The following is a 20,472-nucleotide window of genomic DNA, read 5'->3' on the forward strand; positions in this document are numbered from 1 at the left end:
GGGTGGGCGGGCGCAGGCTGGTCGGTTATGCCGCCGCCACCGCCCATGGCTGCATCGCCCGCGCGTTCGACCTGACCGGGCTGGGCACCGATGCGCTGCGCGTCTTGCCGGTGGATGCCGATCACCGCATGGATCTGGCGGCGTTGCGGGCCGCGATTGCCGCCGACCGCGCGGCGGGGCTGGAGCCGTTTATCGTGATCGGCACCGCCGGTACGGTCGATACCGGCGCGATCGACGATCTGGACGGGATTGCGGATATCGCGGCGCGGGAGGGGCTGTGGTTCCATGTGGATGGGGCATTCGGTGCGCTGGCCATGCTCTCGCCCGCTCTTCGTTCGTCGTTGCGGGGGCTGGAGCGGGCCGACAGTCTGGCGTTCGATTTCCATAAATGGGCGCAGGTTCCCTATGACGCCGGGTGCATTCTGGTCCGTACGCCGGGCCGGCAGGCGGCGGCGTTCGCGCAGTCCCTGGCCTATCTGTCGCGCGAGGATCGGGGGCTGGCGGGTAATGCGCCCTGGTTCTGTGATCTGGGGCCGGACCTGTCACGCGGCTTTCGCGCGCTCAAGGTATGGATGACGCTGGGCACCTACGGCACCGACCGGATGGGGATGATGGTCGATGAATGTTGCGCGGTGGCCCGGCATCTGGCCCGGCGGGTGGACGCGGAACCGCTGCTGGAGCGTCTGGCCCCGGTGGGGCTGAATATCGTCTGTTTCCGCGTGCGCGTGCCCGGCGTGGATCTGGACTGGCTGAATGGCGAACTGGTGAAGGATCTGCACGAATCGGGTGTCGCCGCGCCGTCGACGACCACGGTGGGGGGCGTGCGGGCGATTCGGGCGGCCATCGTCAATCATCGCACGGTGGCGGCGGATGCCGATGCGATGATTGACGCGCTGTTGCGGTTGCTGGCGGAGCGGCTGGAGACCGTCGCCGGATAGGATGCGGGAGCGGTGCGGGTGACGTGGGGCGGCCGGGTGCGCACTGGACCGTCGCCCGCGCGCTTGTTCCGTCAGCTTCTCAGATGATGGCCTTGCCGTCTTCCCGGCCGAGGCGCGAGTGGGAATGGCCGTAGAATGCGTAGCTGAGGATGCCCAGCGCCACATAGGTGCCCAGCAGGATCATCGGCAGCGGATTGCCGTTGAACAGGGCGCGGACCATGTCGATGAACAGGGGGCCGGCCATGATCAGGCAGAACACGATGCCCAGCGCCGGTGCCACGCCGATCCAGACGCCGGCGATCCGGATGCCGCCCAGCGGCACGCTGAAGGGGCGCGGCAGGTCTGGCCGGGCGTTGCGCTGCCAGATGACCGTGAAGCAGACGATGCCGAAGGCGGCCGCCGTGCCCAGGCTGACCAGGTCGCTGATGATGTCGATCGGCAGGGTTGCCGTGGCGACGGCGACGATCGCGCCCAGCACGATGGTGCCGACCCACGGCGTGCGGAAGGTGGGATGCAGGCGGCAGAAGATCGGCGGCAGCAGCCCGTCCCGGGCGATGGTGAAGAAGACGCGGGTCTGGCCGTAGAGCAGGCCGAGGATGACCGAGCAGAGGCCGACCACGGCACCGACCTTGATGAGCAGCGCCAGCCAGGGCTGGCCGATCGCGTCGACCGCGATGGCCAGCGGGTCGGCCACGCCCAGTTGGCGGAAGGGAACGACCCCGATCAGCACCGTGGCGACGCACATATAGACCAGCGTGCAGAACACCAGCGAACCGATGATGCCCAGCGGCACGTCGCGCCGTGGGTTGCGGGCCTCGGCCGACGCGGTCGATACGGTTTCGAACCCCACATAGGCGAAGAAGATGACCGAGGCGGCGCGAAAGATGCCGGGCACCCCGAAATGAAACCCGCCCTCGCTGGGCGGGATGAAGGGCAGCAGGTTCTGCGGATGGATGTAGCGGATGCCGAAGACGAGGAAGAGCATCAGCACGCCGACTTTGATGAACACGATCAGCGTGTTGATCCGCGCCGATTCCTCGATGCCGAGAACCAGCAGGCCGGTGACCACCGCCACCGACAGGGCGCCCACCAGATCGAGCCGGGGGGCCACCAGAAGGCTGGCGCCATGGGCCGTGGGCAGGGTCTGGACCAGGGTGGTACTCAGGAAGCCGGGCACCTGGACGCCCAGATCGTGCAGCAGGCTGGTGGCGTAGCCGGAAAACCCGGCCGCCACGCCGGCGCAGGACACGCCATATTCCAGCAGTAGCAGCCACCCGACCGCCCAGGCGGCCCCTTCGCCCATCGAGACGTAGGCATAGCTGTAGGCCGAGCCGGAGACGGGCATCGTCGAGGCCAGTTCGCCGTAGGACAGCGCGGTGAACAGGCAGGCCAGGCCGGCGACCAGGAAGGACAGCAGGATGGCCGGCCCCGCGTAATTGGCGGCGGCGGTGCCGGTCATGACGTAAATGCCGGCGCCGATGGTGGAGCCGATCCCCAGCATCATCAACTGAACAGGGCCGAGCGTGCGCCGCAATCCGTGGTTCTGGCTCTCGGCTTCGATCTGCTGGATGGTTTTTCGGAGCCGTAGGCGACTGGTAGAAGCTGGAGGGAGAGGCATAAATTTCACAATATCATAACGGGGAATGCCTGTATCGTTGCAAAAGGGGTTCGTGCGCAAGGCCGCAGACGGCACGGCGCGCCGTGGTCTGATGGGATGTGAACAGGCGCTTTCGACGCTGTTCGAAAAGCAGGTCCGTCGGGCGATCTCTGGGCGCGCTGTCCGCTTGGCGTGCTCAGTGGCGGTGGTCGCCGAGGATGGCTGCCACGGTCGGCTCGATCATGCGCGCGATATCCTGCTGTGCGGCCGCGGTCGGGTGAAGCGGCGGGTCGGGCGGCGTCAGATGCGGGTCCAGGAAACGTGTCCGGTCGGGCGCGCCGTTGGCCTCTACGGCGCTGCCGACATCGAGCAGGTGCAGCCATGGGCGGCTCTGGCGGATGTCGGTCTCCAGCATGCCGTTCAACTGTTGCGTGTTCGCGCTGATCCAGGGCGAACGGATCGAGGGCAGGACTTTCAGCAGCAGGACCTGCGCGGTGGGGAAGCGGGCGTGGATCGTATCGACGATGCGTGTGATGCCCGGATAGGTGTGGGCCGCGTCGATATGGACATGGCCGAAATTATTGGCGCCGATCATGAGGATGAACAGGCGGGGGGGCTTGCGGAAATCCAGTTCGCCATGCGCCAGGCGCCACAGGACGTGGCAGGTGCTGTCGCCCTTGAAGCCAAGATTGATGGCGTGCCGGTCACCATAATAATGCTGCCAGACCGGGGCGAAGTCGCGCCAGGGTTCCGGGCCGTTGCGCTCCCAGTTCTGGGTGATCGAATCGCCCAGCCAGACGACATCGAACTGACCGTTGGCGATTTCGGCTTGTTTGTCGGCAAAGCGGTGGTGCCACCACGGAGTGTCCATGCGCGAGACCTGCTCGACGGCCAGATTGGCGGTCGCGGCGGGTGCGATGGCGGGGGCGGAGAGGGCGAGCAGCGTGGTGATCGCCAGCACGGGGCGAAAGCGGGTGGAACGGGTCATGATATCCGGAATTTCTGGTGGCTCGTGGGCGCTGTTTGAAAAGTCGGCCTGCCGCGCGAGCGTGTCGGATCGTCGGCAGGTGACTTTGCGGGCAGAGCCTCAGTGGCCGAGGACGATATAGGCGGCGGCGCCGGCGATGATGCAGTAATAGCCGAACGGGCGGAGCGCCCATTGCTCGTGCTTGCGGAAATAGCGCATCAGGAAGGCGGTGCTGGCCAGCGCAGTGATGGCCGCCACCACGGCGGCGACCGTGGCCAGTTGCATCTGCCCGGGGGCGAGGGTGACGTGGCGCATATGCGCGGCCTCGCGGACCGCGGCGCCGATGATGACCGGCTGGGCCATCAGGAACGAGAAATGCGCGGCGCCCTCGTGATTGAGCTTGCGGAACAGGCCGCCGACCATTGTGGCCCCCGAGCGCGAGATGCCGGGGAAAAAGGCGAGGCACTGCCACAGGCCGATGATCAGGGCGTCGGCATAGGTGAGCGAGGCGATGGGACGACCGGGCTGGACGGCGCGGTTGCCGCGCAGCCGGTCGGCGAACAGCAGCAGGAAGCCGTTGATGACGAGGAAGATCGAGGCATAGCGGGCGCTGCCGAACAAGGCTCGCAGCCAATGTTCCAGCAGCCCGCCGATCAGGACGGCGGGAATGGTGGCCACCACCAGCAGGGCCAGGATATGGATGCTCTCCGCCTGTCGCTGGCTGCCGTGGCGGCCGGAAAGGCCCCGGAAGATGGCGATCCAGTCGCTACGGAAGAAATACAGCAGGGCGACCGCCGTCCCCAGATGCAGCATGACCAGGAAGGGGAGGAAGATCTCGCCCTGGGGATCGAACACCCAGCGGAGCAGGGCCGGGACAATGACGGCGTGGCCCAGGCTGCTGACCGGGAAGAGTTCGGTCGCGCCCTGGAGGATCGCGATCATGATGGCTTGGAAAACTGTCATTGTCCGGCTGTCCATGGCGATTTAGACTGGCGTGGTGCCCATTTTTCACCAGCTCGGCAAGCACTTGCCTGAGAGTATGGCGAATTGCGGGCCGCAGGGAATGAGGAGAGAGGCATTTGGTGCGTGAAAAAGGAAGCGCGGTTGTCTTCAGCAGCCTGGTCCTGCTGGTGGCGGTCGTATTCTACGTCTACGCCCGCGCCTCGCAGACCGATCTGAGCGGTGACCGCTATCCGCTGACGGCGCGGTTCATATCCGCCAACGGCCTGCATGTGGGGGCGGATGTTCAACTGGCTGGCGTGCCCGTGGGGCGCGTGACCGATATCGTGCTGGACCCGGTGATGGCGGTGGCGAATGTGCGCTTCACGGTGGATCGGGCGTTGTCTCTGCCGAACGACAGCGCGGTGGTGATCGGCAGTGCGACGATGACCAGCGACGATTCGCTGATGATCCAGCCGGGGAAGGCAAAGGATCGGCTGGCAGCCGGCGCGGTGATCACCAACGCGCAGGAGGCCGTCAGCCTGGAGCAGCAGGTCAGTAATTACATCTTCGGGAATGGTGGCCTGCCCTCCGATTCGACGCCGTAGCCCGCGCCGGATTGTCGGGGGGCGCCACGGAACCGGCTCTCAGTCGTTAAGCGGATAGGAAGCCAGAAGTTTCTTCTGGAGGCGCCAGTAACGCAGCATCGTGAAGGCGCCGGATGACCGCCAGCCGGCCTTCTTCTTCTTGGCGCCGATGCGGAACGTTTCGCGGTAATGCATGAACTGTGCGGCATAGGCCTCACGCAGGGTGGTGCGGGAGTCCCAGATATGGGTGGCTTCCGACCCCACGCCGTTGATTTCGATGATTTCGAATCCCCGGCCGAGTCGCAGGGCGGCGATCGACTCGAACTTCAAATCGATTCGGCCGAAATGGAAATCGGGGATGTCGCGCATGATGCGGTCGATCTGTTCCGTCAGGGCCGGCGTGATGTCGTCGGCGCCGTTGCGGAAGATCGAGCCCTTGCAGTGGTTGCCGGCGAAGACCAGGCGCATCGTCTCGCCCGCCGGCAGAACGTCGTGAACCCGCGCGCCGAGCCGGGGCAGGTAGAGATGCGGCACCAGGCGGGTGCGGGCGTCGGCGTCGATCAGCTCGCGGACGGTCGAGCGGCCGTCACCGACCAGGATTGGGGCTTCCTTGTAGGTGAGCGATGTGATCCGGCCCCGTTCTTCGTCGGGATGGCGAATGTAGAAGATCCCGGCCTCGTGCTCGAAGGGGATGAGGCGCTGCATGACCAGCCGGATGTCCGGCGGAAACAGCGCCACGGCGGCGGCCAGTTCCGCAGGGGTGGTGACGAGCTTCACGCCCGTGCCGTTGCAGCCGATATCGGGCTTTACGACGACCGGCAGCGTCAGTCCGGCGCGGGCCAGGGCCGCTGTCGCGGCGGCGGCGTCGTCGGCCGATCCGGTGGTGACGGTGGTGTAGGGGGCGATCCACTGGCGTGCGGCATCGCCGGCCATGTCCAGGATGTCGGTCTTGCTCTCTCCGCACAGGCCGCCGGTTTCGATCCGTGGGTTGGCGGCGGTGGGCAGGCTGAGGTCGCCATGGCGCAGGCCCATCAGAATCCAGTACAGCACGATGGGAGTGTAGAAGGCCCAGCCCGGCCAGAATTCGAACATCGACAGCGGGGACGGTGGCCGGGATGCGCCTGCCTTGGAGGGGGCGGCGGCGGTGGCATGGGTCATCGGGAGGGACTCCGCACATTGGCCACGATCCGGCCGACGAGAAGAATGGTCAGGGCGAAGCCTCCCATTCCGGCCCATTTCCATGCACCCAGATGGGTGATCAGGAAATGGCCGACCTGTAGCGATACCGCGAAGAGCAGCGTTGTCCAGATCAGGGTTGCCAGGATCGCCGCCAGCGCGAAGCGCCGCACCGATGCGTTGAAGAACCCACAGGCGGTATAGAGCGGCAGGCGCGCGCCGGGGATGAAACGGCTGATGAACACGATACGGAACACGTTGCGGCCGAACCAGTTTCCGCCGTTTTCATCCTGGGGAACCTTGACCCAGCGCCGGGCCGCGGGCCACAGGGCCGCCAGCCTGCCCAGGCCGTACAGGCCCAGATCGCCGGCCACGATCCCGACATAAAGTGCGAGTAAGGCAACGGGCAGGGCGACCTGGCCGGTCTGGACCTCCATCGCCGTCAGGATGGTCGCGGCGTCTTCGAGGATGAAGGTGCCGATAATGATGACCAGTGCCTGGACGACAGGCGCTGCCCCGGCTTTGGCGAACAGGGCGGAGAGTGAGGGAAACATGACCGGGTTGCCGCCGTTCAGTCCTGGGACGGCAGAAAAAATCGGCTCGGAATCCTCACGTCGTGAACCTCTTGCCCATGGAACCCGTTCGACGCGGCGGCCGGACGAACCGGCCGGGGCGGTGCCCGGGCTGCGGACCTTGTGGCATGCTTCGCGATCACCGCCAAATCGCCTGCCGCCAGCGGCGAGGATTGAAAGCCACCGGCCGGTTGTGGCACAGCTTCCGTCATGATCGGACGCCGTGATTTCCTGCTGTCGGCCTCGGCCGCTTTCGCCGCCGTGCCCGCCGCGCGGGCGGCGACGCAATCCTATGCCGCGTTTCTGGCCGGTGTGCGGGCCGAGGCGGTGGGACATGGCCTGTCGGCCACGATCATCGACCGCGCGCTGGCACTGCATGCGCCGAATGCACGGGTGCTGGAACTGGATCGCCACCAGCCCGAATTTACCCTGACCTGGGCGCAATACCGCCAGAAGGTGCTGACACCGAAGAAGCTTGCCGACGGGCGCGCGGCGGCGGCCAGTCGCGCCGCGTTGCTGGCGGATGTCAGCGGGCATTTCAATGTCGACCGTCAGCCGTTGGTGGGGATATGGGGGCTGGAATCGGCCTATGGCACGCGGATGGGGTCGTTCCATGTCGCGGATGCGCTGGCCACGCTGGCCTATGACGGGCGGCGGGCGTCGTTCTTCCGGGGCGAACTGATGAATGCGTTGCGGATTCTCGACCATGGGGATGTCGCACCCGATTCGATGCTGGGCAGCTATGCCGGCGCGATGGGGCAGCCCCAGTTCATGCCCAGCGCCTATCTGCGGTATGCCGTCGATTTTACCGGTAACGGCCGCCGGGACATCTGGAACAGCGAACCCGACGTGATGGCCTCGATCGCCAATTATCTGGCCCGGTGCGGCTGGGTGGCCGGCGAGCCCTGGGGGCAGGAGATCACGGTGCCGGCGACGCTGGCGCAAGCCGAACTGGGGCGCGGCAATGTCCGTACCCTGGAGGACTGGATGGGGCAGGGTGTGCGCCGGGCGGATGGGCGGGCGTTTTCGCGCGCCGATATTCGCGGGGCGGTGATCCGCCCGGATGGGCCGGGGGGGGAAGCCTTCATGGTCTATCGCAACTTCTCCGTCATCCGGCGCTATAATCCTTCGGATTTCTACGCGCTGGCCGTCGGGCTGCTGGGGCGCGACGTGACGTGACGCGCGCGTGCCGTACCCTGCCCGCGACGCTGGCCGTGCTGGGGCTGGCGAGCTGTCATCGGGCCGAACCGCCGCTGCCGCCCGCGCACCCGCACTACGTGGTGGGCGCGCCCTATGAGATGGGCGGGGTGTGGCAATATCCGCGCGAGGATTTCGGCTATCGCCAGACCGGGCTGGCGGTGGCCGACCCCGACCAGACGCCGTACATCACCGCCGACGGCGAGCAGTACGATCCGCAATCCCTGACCGGCCGCCATGCCACCCTGCAACTGCCGGCGATCGTGACCGTGCGCAATATGGAGAACGGGCGGGAACTGACCATCCGCCTGAACGATCGTGGCCCGGAGGAACGCGGACGGCTGGTCGGCCTGACGCCCCGCGTCGCGGCCCTGCTGGGGATTGGTACCAATCCGGTGCAGGTCGAGATCATCGGGCACGAGGCCGAGAACGAGCAACTGGCCGAGGCGTTGCCGGGCGGCCAGCATCTGGATGTCTCGGCCGCGCCGGTTGACCAGATTCGCGCGGAATCGCTCGATCGTCCGGGAAGTGGCGGGACGGTCGTCGCAGCGCCCGCTGGTGCGGTCGGGACCACCGATGTCTCGGCCCTGATGCGCGACCTGCCGCCTGACGTGCGGCAGGGATATGTTCAGGGCGGCATGTTGTGGGTCGATGCGGGAACGTTTTCCACCCAGCGTTACGCTCACGTCGCCGCCGCGCGGACCGGTGGGCGGGTGATCCCGGTGCAGGAGCGCGGGCGGGCACTCTGGAGGGTCCATGTGGGGCCATTCACGAATGTCGCCGGGGCGGACAGGGCGCTGGACCAGCTTTTGGGCGACGGAATGACCGGCGCCCGGATCGTCGTCGAATAAGGATGAACGTGCAAACCCGAAGGTTTCTTCTGGCCGGGACGGCCTCGTTGGCCGCTACCGGTTCTCTGGCGGCCGCCGCGCCGCGCCGGCATCATCCGCATGGCGCCGCCGGTGCTCCGTCGGCCGCGCAATCGGACGATGAATCCGGCCCGGATCAGGCCACGGCTCCCGCCGGGCCGCCGGCTGCCAGCCTGATCGGGCCGGTCGATACCCTCGCCCGCTGGGCCTGCATCGTCGATGTCACGACCGGTACGGTGCTGCTGGAGAAGGCGGCCGACGAACGCATGCCGCCGTCGTCGCTGACCAAGATGATGACGGCCTATATCGTCTTCGGCATGCTGAAATCGGGCCGGCTGAAGCTGGATCAGGCGCTCCCGGTCAGCGAGAAGGCCTGGCGGATGCAGGGTTCGAAGATGTTCGTGCCCCTCGGTGAGAGCATTCCGGTGCAGGATCTGATCCAGGGCATGGTCATCCAGTCCGGCAACGATGCGTGCATCGTGCTGGCGGAAGGTATTTCCGGCTCCGAGGAACAGTTCGTCGCCCTGATGAACGAAACCGCGGGCAAGATCGGGCTGACCAATTCGCACTTCATGAATGCGACCGGCTGGCCGGCCGACAATCACTATATGTCCGCCCGCGACGTGGCGACCGTGGCGGTGCGGCTGATCCGCGATTTTCCGGAATATTATCACTTCTTCTCGGAGAAGGATTTCCGCTTCAACAAGATATCGCAGGGCAACCGCAACGTACTGGTGGACAAGGGGCTGGCCGACGGGCTGAAGACCGGCCACACCGATGCCGGCGGGTTCGGGCTGTGTGCCAGCGCCGATCGGGGTGGCAACCGCGTGGTGCTGGCGCTGAACGGCATGCCGTCGAGCAATGCGCGCGCCCATGAGGGCGAGCGGCTGCTGGAATGGGCGTTCGCGAATTTCGAGAATGCGACGCTGTTCCGTCGGGGTGACGTGGTGGAGCAGGCAGCCGTCTGGCTGGGCACCCAGCCGACCGTGCCGCTGGTCGCGACCCGCGATGTGGTGATGACGCTGCCGCATGGGTGGCGCACCCGGGTGCATATCGGGGTGGATTATCAGGCGCCCGTCGCGGCACCGGTGGCGGCGGGGCAGGTGCTGGGTGATCTGGTGCTGACGAATCCCGGCCTGCCGGACATCAGGATGCAGCTCGTGGCTGGGCAGGCCGTGCCGAGGCTGGGTCTGCTGGCGCGTGCCTCGACGGTGCTGGGCCAGAAACTGGGCCGGCACTGAGCGCGGTGCCGGGCCTGTTCATTACGTTCGAGGGCGGCGAAGGGGCCGGGAAATCCACCCAGGTCGGGCTGCTGGAGGCGCATCTGCGGGCCGGTGGCCATGATGTGGTGCGCACGCGCGAGCCGGGTGGCACGCCGGGGGCCGAGGCGTTGCGCGACTTCCTGCTGTTCGGCGGCCATGACCTGTCGCTGCGTGCCGAGATTCTGGCCCATTTCGCGGCGCGATGCGACCATGTGGACCGGCTGATCCGGCCGGCGCTGGCGCGTGGCGCGGTGGTGATCTGCGACCGGTTCGCGGATTCGACCATGGCTTATCAGGGATACGGGACCGGGCAGGGCGACCCGGCGACGATCGGGCTGATCGAGGTGCTGACCGGGCAGGTCGGGCTGACGCCGGACCTGACGCTGGTGCTGACGCTGGAGCGCGCGCGGGCCTTGCAGCGCCTGCATACGCGGGGCGGTCGGGCTGACCGCTATGAAGCGGCGGATGAGGCGTTCCATGCCCGCGTGGCCGAGGGGTTTGCCTCGATCGCCGAGGCGCGGCCGGGGCGTTGCGTGTGCCTGGCCGCCGACCGGCCGGCGGAGGCGATCGCGGAAGAGGTTGCCCGACTGGTCGATGCGCGGCTGACGGGAGCCGCCTGAATGGCGGGCAGTGCGCCACGCGACGGCCCGGAGCCGGTGGGGCATGACGATGCCCGCCGCGCGTTCGAGGAGGCATGGGGTGCCGGGCGGCTGCATCATGCCTGGCTGCTGACCGGCCCGGAAGGGATCGGCAAGGCGAGCTTCGCCTTCTGGATGGCGCGGGTGTTGCTGAAGGCGACGGCGGCGGACAGCACCGCCGCGCGGCGGATCGCGGCCGGCAGTCATGCCGACCTGCTCTATATCGCCCGTGGCATGGACGAGAAACGTCAGCGGATGCGCGCCGAGATCGTGGCGGACGACGTGCGGCCGATCGGCCAGTTTCTGCACCGCACGGCGGCCGAGGACGGATGGCGCGTGGTGATCGTGGACGGCGCGGATTTCATGAATCGCAGCGCGGCCAATGCGATCCTGAAAATTCTCGAAGAGCCGCCGCCCCGCGCGATCCTGATCCTGACCTGCGCGGCGCCGGGCCGCCTGTTGCCGACCATCCGCAGCCGGTGCCGCACGCTGCGGCTGGAACCGTTGCAGCCGGAACGGATGCACGAGGTTCTGGCCCGCGTGGCGGCGGAGAGTGCGCCCGAAGAGATCGCGCGGGTGGCGCCGCTGGCCCATGGGTCGCCCGGTCGTGCCCTGGCGCTGCTGGCGGGAGACGGTGCCGTGCTGGGCGGGCTGGTGGCGCGTGTGCTCGAAACGCCGCCGGATGAAGGGGCGATGTACGAGATCGCCGAGAGCGTACTGAAGCGGGAAAATGGCTTTCCGGTCTTCTTCGATCTGTTGTGTGATGCCATATCGAAGCATGCGCGCGCCCTTGCCTTGGGCGAGGGGCGCGGCGGAGATCACGCGGACGGATCGCTGTCGGCGCGCCGCATGGCGGAGTTGTGGCGTCGGCTGACCGACCTTCGGGTCGAGACGGAACGGTTCAATCTGGATAAACAACAGGCCCTGCTGAGTGGCCTGACTTTGGTGAGTGGAAGATGACAGGGCGCTATTACGTCACGACACCGATCTATTATGTGAACGGGGCGCCGCATATCGGTCATGCCTATACCTCCGTCGCCGCCGACATCATGGCGCGCTTCAAGCGGCTGGCGGGCGATGAGGTCTTCTTCCTGACCGGGACCGACGAGCATGGGCAGAAGGTGGAGCAGGCGGCGCAGGCCGCCGGCGTGGCGCCGATCGCTTTTGCCGATCAGGTTTCGGCCGATTTCCGCGCGATGTACGACGTGATGAATGTCTCGTACGATGATTTCATCCGCACGACGGAGCCCCGGCATATCGCCGGCGCCCAGGCATTGTGGGAGCGGATCGCGGCGAACGGACATATCTATCTGGGCGCTTACGAAGGCTGGTACGCGCTGCGCGACGAGAGCTTCTATAACGAGGACGAACTGGTCACCCGCCCGGACGGCACGAAGGTGGCGCCGACGGGGGCGCCGGTCGAATGGGTGCGCGAGCCGTCCTACTTCTTCAAACTCTCGGAATTCGCCGATCGGCTGCTCGAACTGTACGAGACCCGGCCCGGCTTCATCGAGCCCGCGTCGCGGCGCAATGAGGTGGCCAGTTTCGTGCGGCAGGGGCTGCGTGACCTGTCCATCAGCCGCACCAGCTTCCGCTGGGGCATTCCGGTGCCCGGCGATCCGGACCATGTGATGTATGTGTGGGTGGATGCGCTGGCCAACTATCTGTCGGCCATCGGCTTCCCCGATGCCGACAATCTCCTCGCCGGGTTCTGGCCCGCCAACCTGCATCTGGTCGGCAAGGATATCGTCCGCTTCCACGCGGTCTACTGGCCGGCGCTGCTGATGGCCGCCGGGCTGGACCTGCCGGATTGCGTGTTCTCGCATGGTTGGTGGACCATCGAGGGCGAGAAGATGAGCAAGTCGCTGGGCAACGTCGTGGACCCGCGCGACCTGGTTGCGCAGTTCGGCGTTGATCCGGTGCGATTCTTCCTGATGCGCGAAATGCCGTTCGGCGGCGATAGCGACCTCAGCCGGCGGGCCATCATCAATCGGCTGAATGTCGAACTGGCGAACGATCTGGGCAATCTGGCCCAGCGGACCTTGACGCAGGTGGCGCGCAATTGCGGCGGCGTGCTGCCCGCGCAGGGCGTGCGGACCGAGGCCGATGATGCGTTGCTGGCGCAGGCGGTACTGCTGCCCACGCTGATGCACGGCCATATCGACCGCCACGCGCTGACCGACGCGCTGGAGGACGTGTGGCGGGTGATCCGGGCCTGCAACGCCTATATCGACCATCAGGCTCCCTGGGCGCTGCGCAAGACCGACCCGGAGCGGATGGCGGTGGTGCTGCGCGTGCTGGTGGATGCGCTGCGCGTGATCGGCACCATGCTCCAGCCTTACATGCCCGGCAGCATGGCCGCGATGCTGACCCAGTTGGGCGCGGCGGAGGACGAGCGCGATTTCGCGTCTCTGGACCGGCCGCTGCCCGAGGGCCGTGTTCTTCCGGCGCCGCAGGGGGTTTTCCCGCGTTATGTGGAGGACGCGGCGCAATGAACGGGGCCGCGACCGGGCTGATCGATTCGCACTGTCATCTCGACCATTTCACCGATGATGAAATCCCGGACCTGCTGGACCGGGCGCGCGCGGCCGGGGTGGAGGGGATGGTGACGATCGGCACCCGCCTGTCGCGGGCGCAGCAGCAGAAGGATCTGACCCGCTTCGACCGGCCGGACGTGCGGGTGTGGTGCACGGTCGGCACCCATCCCGACCATGTCGAGGAATGCGATGTGACCGATGCCGACGGCATCATCGCGCTGGCCGACGATCCGCGTGTGGTCGGGATCGGGGAGAGCGGTCTGGATTATTTCCATGGCGCCGAAGCCGTGCGTCCGTTGCAGCAGGCGCGCTTCCGCGCGCATATCGCGGCGGCGCGGCGGATGGACCTGCCGCTGGTGATCCATGCGCGCGAGGCGGATGAGGACGTTGCGGCGATCCTGCGTGAGGAGGTGGAAGCGCATGGGCGGTTCCGTTTCCTGCTGCATTGCTTCTCTTCCGGCCCCGATCTGGCGCGGGTGGCGCTGGAACTGGGCGGGTATATCAGCTTCTCGGGAATCCTGACCTTTCCGCGCTCCGACGCGCTGCGGGCGATTGCGCGCGATATTCCCAGGGACCGGCTGCTGGTCGAAACCGACTCGCCTTACCTGGCGCCGGTGCCGCGTCGCGGCAAGCGCAACGAACCGGCTCTGGTCGCCCATACCGCGCTGCGCCTGGCCGAAGAACATGGCCTGGCGCCCGAGCAACTGGCGGATGTGACCACGGAAAATTTCCACCGCCTGTTCAGCCGGGCGGCCTGAGCGATGGAATTGGTCGTCCTGGGATGTGGCGGGTCTGCCGGCGTGCCGATGATCGGCGGGCCGGATGGCCGGGGCGACTGGGGGTTATGCGATCCTGCGGAACCGCGCAATGTACGCAGTCGGGCGTCGGTCCTGCTGCTGGGTGATGACGGGCGGGCGGTGCTGATCGATACCGGCCCCGACCTGCGCGCGCAGTTGCTGGCGCAGGGCATCGACCGGTTCGATGCGATTCTCTACACCCATGCCCATTCCGACCATATCGCGGGACTGGACGAGGTCCGGGCGATCAACTGGGCGATCGGCCGTCCTTTGCCGGTCATGGCCACGCCGTCCGTGCTGGCGGAGCTGGAAACGCGGTTTGCGTACGCTTTCCGTCCTTGGGTGCCGCCCGGTTTCTATCGGCCGGTCGTGGTGTCGCGGGAGGTGCATGCCGGCCAGACATACGACGTTGCGGGGCTGAGTCTGACATTGTTCGAGCAGATTCATGGCCGCACGCTCTCCTTGGGTGTGCGGTGCGGGACGATCGCCTATTCCACCGACGTGGCGGACCTGTCCGAAGAGGCGTTTGCCGTTCTGGAGGGGGTCGAGACCTGGCTGGTGGATTGTTACCAGCGAACAGGCCCGCACAATGCCCATGCCTGGCTGGACCAGGTGCTGGCGTGGCGCGAGCGCGTGGCGCCGCGCCGGATGATCCTGACGCATATGGGTACCGACATGGATTGGGCCTGGATGCGCGACAACCTGCCGGAGGGGGTGGAGGCGGCCTTCGACGGTCTGCGGGTGCCTTTTTCGCTGAGCCGTGCGTAGCCGCAACGCGTCGGATCGTTTCGAAAAACTCTTGCTGTCCGGATGCGTGTTTACGCAGCGCGCGCGATTTAGGTTGAATCCCGAATGCGGGGAGCGATAGCCTCGGCGATGACGACCCGGGATTTCGCAGCGCGATACATGACTGCGATTCCACCATTGCCAGTCGCCCTTGTCTGGGGCGGCAGCGTGCCTATCTGCCTGTAAATGGGCAAGACAGCAAGGGGGATTGTGTATTGACCACCCGATTGCAGACCGAACGGAACTGACGGTTCTTCCCGCTCCGGGGGCGGCTCCCCGGAGGCAATGCCTATCCATGGTGCATGGCGTCCAGACGCAATGACGGGTTCTGGCGCCGGTTCGGAGACTCCCCAGGATGGTTTCTGATTTCAACGTGTTTTCTCTGGCGACTGCGATGCGCGATCAGCGTCGCGAAATCGAGATGAGCCTGTCTGACTATCTTGAAGCCTGCCGCACCGATCCGTCCTGCTACGCAACCGCGGCGGAGCGGATGCTGAAGGCGATCGGCGAACCCAGGAGCGTCGATACCTCGCGCGATCCACGCCTGTCGCGCATCTTCATGAACCGTACCCTGCGGATCTATCCGGCCTTCTCGGATTTCTACGGCATGGAGGAGACGATCGAGCAGATCGTGGGCTTCTTCCGCCATGCGGCGCAGGGATTGGAGGAGCGCAAGCAGATTCTGTATCTGCTCGGCCCCGTCGGAGGTGGCAAATCGTCCCTGGGCGAGCGGCTGAAGGCCCTGATGGAGAAGGAGCCGATCTATGTGCTGAAGGCCGGGCGGCATGTCAGCCCCGTCTTCGAAAGCCCGCTGGGCCTGTTCGACCCCGACCGCATGGGCGCGGCGCTGGAGGAACAATATGGCATTCCCCGCCGGCTGCTGGGCGGTGTCGCCAGCCCGTGGGCGCTGAAGCGACTGGAGGAGTTCGACGGCGACCTGTCGCGCTTTTCCGTCATCAAGGTCCATCCATCACGCCTGCGCCAGATCGCGATCGCGAAGACCGAACCCGGCGACGACAACAATCAGGACGTGTCGGCGCTGGTGGGCAAGGTCGATATCCGGCAGCTCGAACATTTCAGCCAGAACGATCCCGATGCCTACAGCTTCTCGGGCGGGTTGAACCGCGCGAACCAGGGGCTGCTGGAGTTCGTCGAGATGTTCAAGGCGCCGATCAAGATGCTGCACCCGCTGCTGACGGCGACGCAGGAGGGCAATTACGTCGGCACCGAGAATATCGGCAGCATTCCCTTTACCGGCGTGATCCTGGCCCATTCGAACGAAGCGGAGTGGCAGACCTTCCGCAACAACCGCACCAACGAGGCCTTTCTGGACCGTGTCTGCGTCATCAAGGTGCCTTATTGCCTGCGGGTAGCGGAGGAGACGAAGATTTACGAGAAGCTGGTGCAGTCCTCCAGCCTGGCGAATGCGCCCTGCGCGCCCAACACATTGGAAATGCTGGCGCGTTTCGCGGTTCTGTCGCGCCTGAAGCCTCATCCGAACTCCACCCAGTTCGCCAAGATGCGGGTCTATGACGGCGAGAACATCCGCGAGACCGACCCCAAGGCACGCACGATGCAGGAATATCGCGATGCCGCCGGGGTGGATGAGGGGATGGATGGCGTGTCCACGCGCTTCGCCTACAAGGTGCTGTCCGCGACCTTCAACCATGATTCGGCCGAGATTTCCGCCGATCCGGTGCATCTGATGTATGTGCTGGAACAGGCGGTGCGGCGCGAGCAGTTTCCGGCGGATATCGAGGCGCATTATCTGGCGACCCTGAAATCGGAACTGGCGGGGCGGTATGCCGAATTCCTGGGCCACGAGATCCAGAAGGCCTATCTGGAGAGCTATAACGATTACGGCCAGAACCTGTTCGACCGCTATCTGGATTACGCCGATGCCTGGATCGAGGATCAGGATTTCAAGGACCCCGATACCGGGCAGATGCTCAATCGCGAGTTGCTGAACGCGGAACTGACCAAGATCGAGAAGCCCGCTGGGATCGCGAACCCCAAGGATTTCCGGAACGAGGTGGTGAAGTTCTCGCTGCGCGCGCGGGCCGGCAATGGCGGGCGCAACCCGTCCTGGACCTCCTACGAGAAGATCCGCGACGTGATCGAGAAACGGATGTTCAGCCAGGTCGAGGATCTGCTGCCGGTGATCAGTTTCGGCTCCAAGAAGGACGGCGAGACCGAGCGCAAGCATGACGAGTTCGTCGAGCGGATGGTCTCGCGCGGTTATACGGAACGTCAGGTCCGCCGGCTCGTTGAATGGTACATGCGGGTGAAGCAATCCGCCTGAGGCGCTGTTGCCAGGGTGCCGCTGACGGCTGGTCCTGCGCGGTTTCCTTACCGCGCGGCGACCGGCCGGCAAGGCCGGCTCCGCTGCGAGGTGCGACAGCCCGCGCGGGTTCGGCCGCAGGTGGCCCGCTATCGACGCAGCATCAGCATTATTTTCGAAACAGCCTCTGAACGGGAATGGTGCCGGCCAGTGGATATCATTGACAGACGTCCCAATCCCCATGGGAAAAATCTCGAGAACCGGCGGCGGGTGCTGCAACGCGCCCGCTCGGCCGTGCAGACAGCCGTGCGGGATGCGGTGGCGCGCGGCAAGATCCGGGAAGTGGGGCAGGGCAACGCGATTTCGGTCCCGGCGGATGCGCTGCACGAACCTTCGCTGCATCGCGTCTTCTCCGAGGGCACGCGCGAGATCGTGCTGACCGGAAACCGCGAATTTTCGCGCGGCGACCGGCTGCAACGTCCTCCGGGCGGCGGTGGCGGCCAGGGGTCTGGGGCCGGGCAGGCTGGCGAGCAGGGGGGCGGTGAGGATTCCTTCCGCTTCGTGCTGAGCAGGGACGAGTTCCTCGATCTGTTTTTCGACGATCTGGAATTGCCCGACCTGCTCAAGCGCGAGATCTCGACCACCGAAAATGGCGTGCCTGCCCGCTCGGGCCTCAGTAATGAAGGCGCGCCGTCGCATCTGGATCTGGGGCGTACGATGCGGCGCTCGATCGCGCGGCGCCTGGGACTGGGGCGGCCCAAGCCGGCCGAGTTGCTGGAGGTGGAGGAACGGATCGCGGCGCTGGAAGCCCTGCGTCCGGCTTCGCCCGAGGAACTGGAGGAACTTGAGGGCCTGCGCGAGCGGCGCGGGATGCTGCGCCAGCGGCTGGCGCGGATTCCGTGGGTCGATCCGGTCGATCTGCGGTTCCGGCGCTACACCATCATGCCGCAGCCGGCGACGCGGGCGGTGATGTTCTGCATCATGGACGTTTCGGGCTCGATGACCGAACGGATGAAGGATCTGGCGAAGCAGTTCTTCCTGCTGCTGCATGTGTTTCTGGAGCGGCGGTACAAGAAGGTCGAAATCGTCTTCATCCGCCATGCCGAGAGTGCCGAGGAGGTGGATGAGGATACGTTCTTCCACGATCCGCGCACCGGCGGCACCATCGTCTCGTCGGCGCTGGAACTGATGCGCACCATCCAGCGGGAGCGTTTTCCGTCGGCGAACTGGAACATCTATGTCGCCCAGGCGTCCGACGGCGACAATGCGTCGTCCGATACCACGCGGACGGCCAGCCTGCTGCGGGACGATATCCTGCCGGCGGTGCAGTATTATGCCTATATCGAAATCACGGGCTCTGGGGCGGTGATCCGTGGCGAGACCGACCTGTGGCGCAGTTATCGCGCCATCGCCGATGAGAACGATCATCTCGCGATCCGCCAGGTGGGCGACCGCAAGGAGATTTTCCCGGTTTTCCGCGACCTGTTTTCCCGTCAGCGCGATACGGCGGAGGCTTGATGGATCAGATCATATCAGGAGGCGGCACGCCGGCGCGGTCCGGGGGGCTGCTTTATTCGGGCAATGACTGGAATTTCCAGACCATCCGCGATTGCTACGACGCGATCGAGGAAATCGCTCGTGGCGAACTGGGGTTGGAAACCTATACCAACCGCGTGGAGATCATCACGTCCGAGCAGATGCTGGATGTCTACACCGCGCACGGCATGCCGGTGGGCTACAAGCACTGGTCGTTCGGCAAGCGCTTCATCGGGCACGAGAATGCCTATCGGCGCGGGCTGATGGGGCTGGCCTATGAGGTCGTCATCAATTCCGATCCTTGCATCAGCTACCTGATGGAGGAGAATTCGGCGACGATGCAGGCGCTGGTGATCGCGCATGCGGCGTTCGGCCATAATCATTTTTTCCGCAATAACAGGCTGTTCCGGGAATGGACGGACCCGTCCGACATTCTGGATTATCTGGAATTCGCGCGGGGCTACATCGCCCGCTGCGAGGAGCGGCACGGCCAGCGGGCGGTGGAGCGGGTGCTGGATGCCGCTCACGCCTTGCAGAACCAGGGGGTCAATCGCCATTCCGGCGCCCGCAAGCTCGACCTGAAGGCCGAGCAGCAGCGCGCGAAAGAGCGACGGGCCTATGAGGACAGCATCTTCAACGATCTGTGGCGGACGCTTCCCACCGAGGCCGGTGGCGCCGACGGGGCGGCCGAAGGAGGGGATGCGCGTCGCCTGCTGGGGCTGCCCGAGGAAAACCTGCTCTATTTCCTGGAAAAGAATGCGCCGCGCTTGGCCCCTTGGGAGCGGGAGATCATTCGTATCGTGCGGATGATCGCGCAATATTTCTATCCGCAGCCCCAGGTGAAGATGATGAACGAGGGCTGCGCGACCTGGGTGCATGTCTACATCATGCGGCGGTTGCACGAGTTGGGGCGGATCGACGATGCGGCCTATCTGGAGGTCATCCATTCGACGTCGAACGTGATCAACCAGCCGGGTTTCGACATGGGGGGAGGGGCGTCTTTCAACCCCTATGCGCTGGGTTATGCGATGATGACCGATATCGTGCGCATCTGCACCGAGCCGACCGCCGAGGACCGGGCGTGGTTCCCCGACATCGCTGGCAATGGGAATGCGATCGGCACGCTGCGGCATGCCTGGGCGGAATATCGGGATGAGAGCTTCATCCAGCAATTTCTCTCGCCCAGGGTGATCCGCGATTTCCGCATGTTCCGTCTCAGCGATGACACAGCCCAGCCTTATCTGCTGGTCGATGCCATTCATGACGAGGCCGGGTATCGGGAAATCCGTCGCAGTCTGGCGCGCGTCTACGATCCCGGCACGTTCTATACCGAGATCGAGATTGTCGACGTGGACCTGCTGGGCGACCGCACCCTGAAGCTGGAGCATCGCACCCGGGCCGGCCAGTTGCTTCAGGCCCGCGATGCGCGCCAGACGCTCGATTACCTCGCCGCGCTGTGGGGGTATGGTGTGGTGCTGAATGAGGTGGATGACCAGACGGGGACGGTCCTTGCGACCCATACCGCCGGGCCGGCCCAATAGCGGGGCATGGAAAGACACGCGCCGATAATGACGCGGGCGCGTGTTTTTTTTTAAACATACAAATATGTCCGTTTTCCCGTGAAACGCATACCAATGTTTCATTGGTGTCAGAAAAACTGAAATGCACTTGCGGTTTTTCGAAAGGGGAAGACTAGCCCTCCAGGCGAAAAATTTGTATCGAAAGAACATCAAATCAGGCGGCAAGCGCGCTCCGCTTCCGTGCTTCCGAATCGCGATTCGGAGGATGGTGTG

The 20,472-nt window shown here is 65.7% G+C and carries 18 protein-coding genes; 13 read left to right on the forward strand and 5 right to left on the reverse strand.

From position 1 onward, the window contains the following. On the forward strand, nucleotides 1-938 hold a 938-nt coding region (locus tag ABF821_RS05910; protein WP_415529370.1), incomplete at its 5' end, for a pyridoxal phosphate-dependent decarboxylase family protein. Nucleotides 939-1,017: 79 nt separating this feature from the next. On the opposite strand, the gene ABF821_RS05915 is transcribed toward ABF821_RS05910, so the two are convergent. The 3 genes from ABF821_RS05915 to ABF821_RS05925 all read right to left on the reverse strand — a co-directional run bounded on the left by ABF821_RS05915 (nucleotide 1,018) and on the right by ABF821_RS05925 (nucleotide 4,465). Beyond that, a complete protein-coding gene (locus ABF821_RS05915; RefSeq protein ID WP_415529371.1) occupies nucleotides 1,018-2,556 on the reverse strand; it encodes an APC family permease in 1,539 nt (512 codons plus the stop codon). 175 nt (nucleotides 2,557-2,731) lie between these two features. Next, nucleotides 2,732-3,523: a GDSL-type esterase/lipase family protein gene (locus tag ABF821_RS05920; RefSeq protein ID WP_415529372.1), complete on the reverse strand. Its 792-nt coding sequence runs from the start codon at nucleotides 3,521-3,523 to the stop codon at nucleotides 2,732-2,734. A gap of 99 nt (nucleotides 3,524-3,622) precedes the next feature. Next, entirely contained in the window at nucleotides 3,623-4,465 is an 843-nt protein-coding gene (locus tag ABF821_RS05925; RefSeq protein WP_415529373.1) for an undecaprenyl-diphosphate phosphatase, read from the reverse strand. Between the two features lie 116 nt (nucleotides 4,466-4,581). On the opposite strand from ABF821_RS05925, the gene ABF821_RS05930 reads away from it, so the two are divergent. Next, nucleotides 4,582-5,049: an MlaD family protein gene (locus ABF821_RS05930; RefSeq protein WP_415529374.1), complete on the forward strand. Its 468-nt coding sequence runs from the start codon at nucleotides 4,582-4,584 to the stop codon at nucleotides 5,047-5,049. A gap of 39 nt (nucleotides 5,050-5,088) precedes the next feature. On the opposite strand, the gene ABF821_RS05935 is transcribed toward ABF821_RS05930, so the two are convergent. Together ABF821_RS05935 and ABF821_RS05940 are read right to left on the reverse strand one after the other, a co-directional pair. Beyond that, complete coding sequence (locus tag ABF821_RS05935) at nucleotides 5,089-6,186, reverse strand: D-alanine--D-alanine ligase (protein WP_415529375.1); 1,098 nt, start codon at nucleotides 6,184-6,186, stop codon at nucleotides 5,089-5,091. Further along, nucleotides 6,183-6,758 carry a DedA family protein gene (locus ABF821_RS05940; protein ID WP_114726973.1) on the reverse strand — a complete coding sequence of 192 codons (576 nt, stop codon included), beginning with the start codon at nucleotides 6,756-6,758 and terminating at the stop codon, nucleotides 6,183-6,185. The genes ABF821_RS05935 and ABF821_RS05940 overlap by 4 nt, the downstream gene beginning before the upstream one ends. 228 nt (nucleotides 6,759-6,986) lie before the next feature. Here ABF821_RS05940 and ABF821_RS05945 point away from each other — a divergent pair, with 228 nt between their 5' ends. From ABF821_RS05945 to ABF821_RS05995, 11 genes are all read left to right on the forward strand, one after another. After that, the gene (locus ABF821_RS05945; RefSeq protein ID WP_415529376.1) at nucleotides 6,987-7,955 is read left to right on the forward strand and encodes a lytic murein transglycosylase; all 969 of its coding nucleotides are present in this window, start codon (nucleotides 6,987-6,989) and stop codon (nucleotides 7,953-7,955) included. Next, complete coding sequence (locus tag ABF821_RS05950) at nucleotides 7,952-8,824, forward strand: septal ring lytic transglycosylase RlpA family protein (RefSeq protein ID WP_415529377.1); 873 nt, start codon at nucleotides 7,952-7,954, stop codon at nucleotides 8,822-8,824. The genes ABF821_RS05945 and ABF821_RS05950 overlap by 4 nt, the downstream gene beginning before the upstream one ends. A gap of 2 nt (nucleotides 8,825-8,826) precedes the next feature. Beyond that, entirely contained in the window at nucleotides 8,827-10,083 is a 1,257-nt protein-coding gene (locus ABF821_RS05955; protein WP_182973016.1) for a D-alanyl-D-alanine carboxypeptidase family protein, read from the forward strand. 5 nt (nucleotides 10,084-10,088) lie between these two features. Then, complete coding sequence (tmk, locus tag ABF821_RS05960; protein WP_415529378.1) at nucleotides 10,089-10,724, forward strand: dTMP kinase; 636 nt, start codon at nucleotides 10,089-10,091, stop codon at nucleotides 10,722-10,724. Continuing rightward, entirely contained in the window at nucleotides 10,725-11,702 is a 978-nt protein-coding gene (locus tag ABF821_RS05965) for a DNA polymerase III subunit delta' (RefSeq protein WP_415529379.1), read from the forward strand. Further along, nucleotides 11,699-13,237, forward strand: a complete 1,539-nt coding sequence (metG, locus tag ABF821_RS05970; RefSeq protein WP_415529380.1) for a methionine--tRNA ligase — start codon at nucleotides 11,699-11,701, stop codon at nucleotides 13,235-13,237. Before ABF821_RS05965 ends, metG begins: the two co-directional genes overlap by 4 nt. After that, entirely contained in the window at nucleotides 13,234-14,037 is an 804-nt protein-coding gene (locus tag ABF821_RS05975; protein ID WP_415529381.1) for a TatD family hydrolase, read from the forward strand. The genes metG and ABF821_RS05975 overlap by 4 nt, the downstream gene beginning before the upstream one ends. Nucleotides 14,038-14,040: 3 nt before the next feature. Next, nucleotides 14,041-14,844: an MBL fold metallo-hydrolase gene (locus ABF821_RS05980; RefSeq protein ID WP_415529382.1), complete on the forward strand. Its 804-nt coding sequence runs from the start codon at nucleotides 14,041-14,043 to the stop codon at nucleotides 14,842-14,844. Between the two features lie 373 nt (nucleotides 14,845-15,217). After that, a complete protein-coding gene (locus ABF821_RS05985; protein WP_182973022.1) occupies nucleotides 15,218-17,164 on the forward strand; it encodes a PrkA family serine protein kinase in 1,947 nt (648 codons plus the stop codon). Between the two features lie 189 nt (nucleotides 17,165-17,353). Then, nucleotides 17,354-18,661: a YeaH/YhbH family protein gene (locus tag ABF821_RS05990; protein ID WP_182973023.1), complete on the forward strand. Its 1,308-nt coding sequence runs from the start codon at nucleotides 17,354-17,356 to the stop codon at nucleotides 18,659-18,661. Further along, nucleotides 18,661-20,220: a SpoVR family protein gene (locus ABF821_RS05995; protein WP_415529383.1), complete on the forward strand. Its 1,560-nt coding sequence runs from the start codon at nucleotides 18,661-18,663 to the stop codon at nucleotides 20,218-20,220. The genes ABF821_RS05990 and ABF821_RS05995 overlap by 1 nt, the downstream gene beginning before the upstream one ends. Nucleotides 20,221-20,472: the final 252 nt, after the last annotated feature.

Source organism: Gluconacetobacter sp. (assembly GCF_047721585.1).
In the GTDB taxonomy this organism is placed as follows: domain Bacteria; phylum Pseudomonadota; class Alphaproteobacteria; order Acetobacterales; family Acetobacteraceae; genus Gluconacetobacter; species Gluconacetobacter dulcium.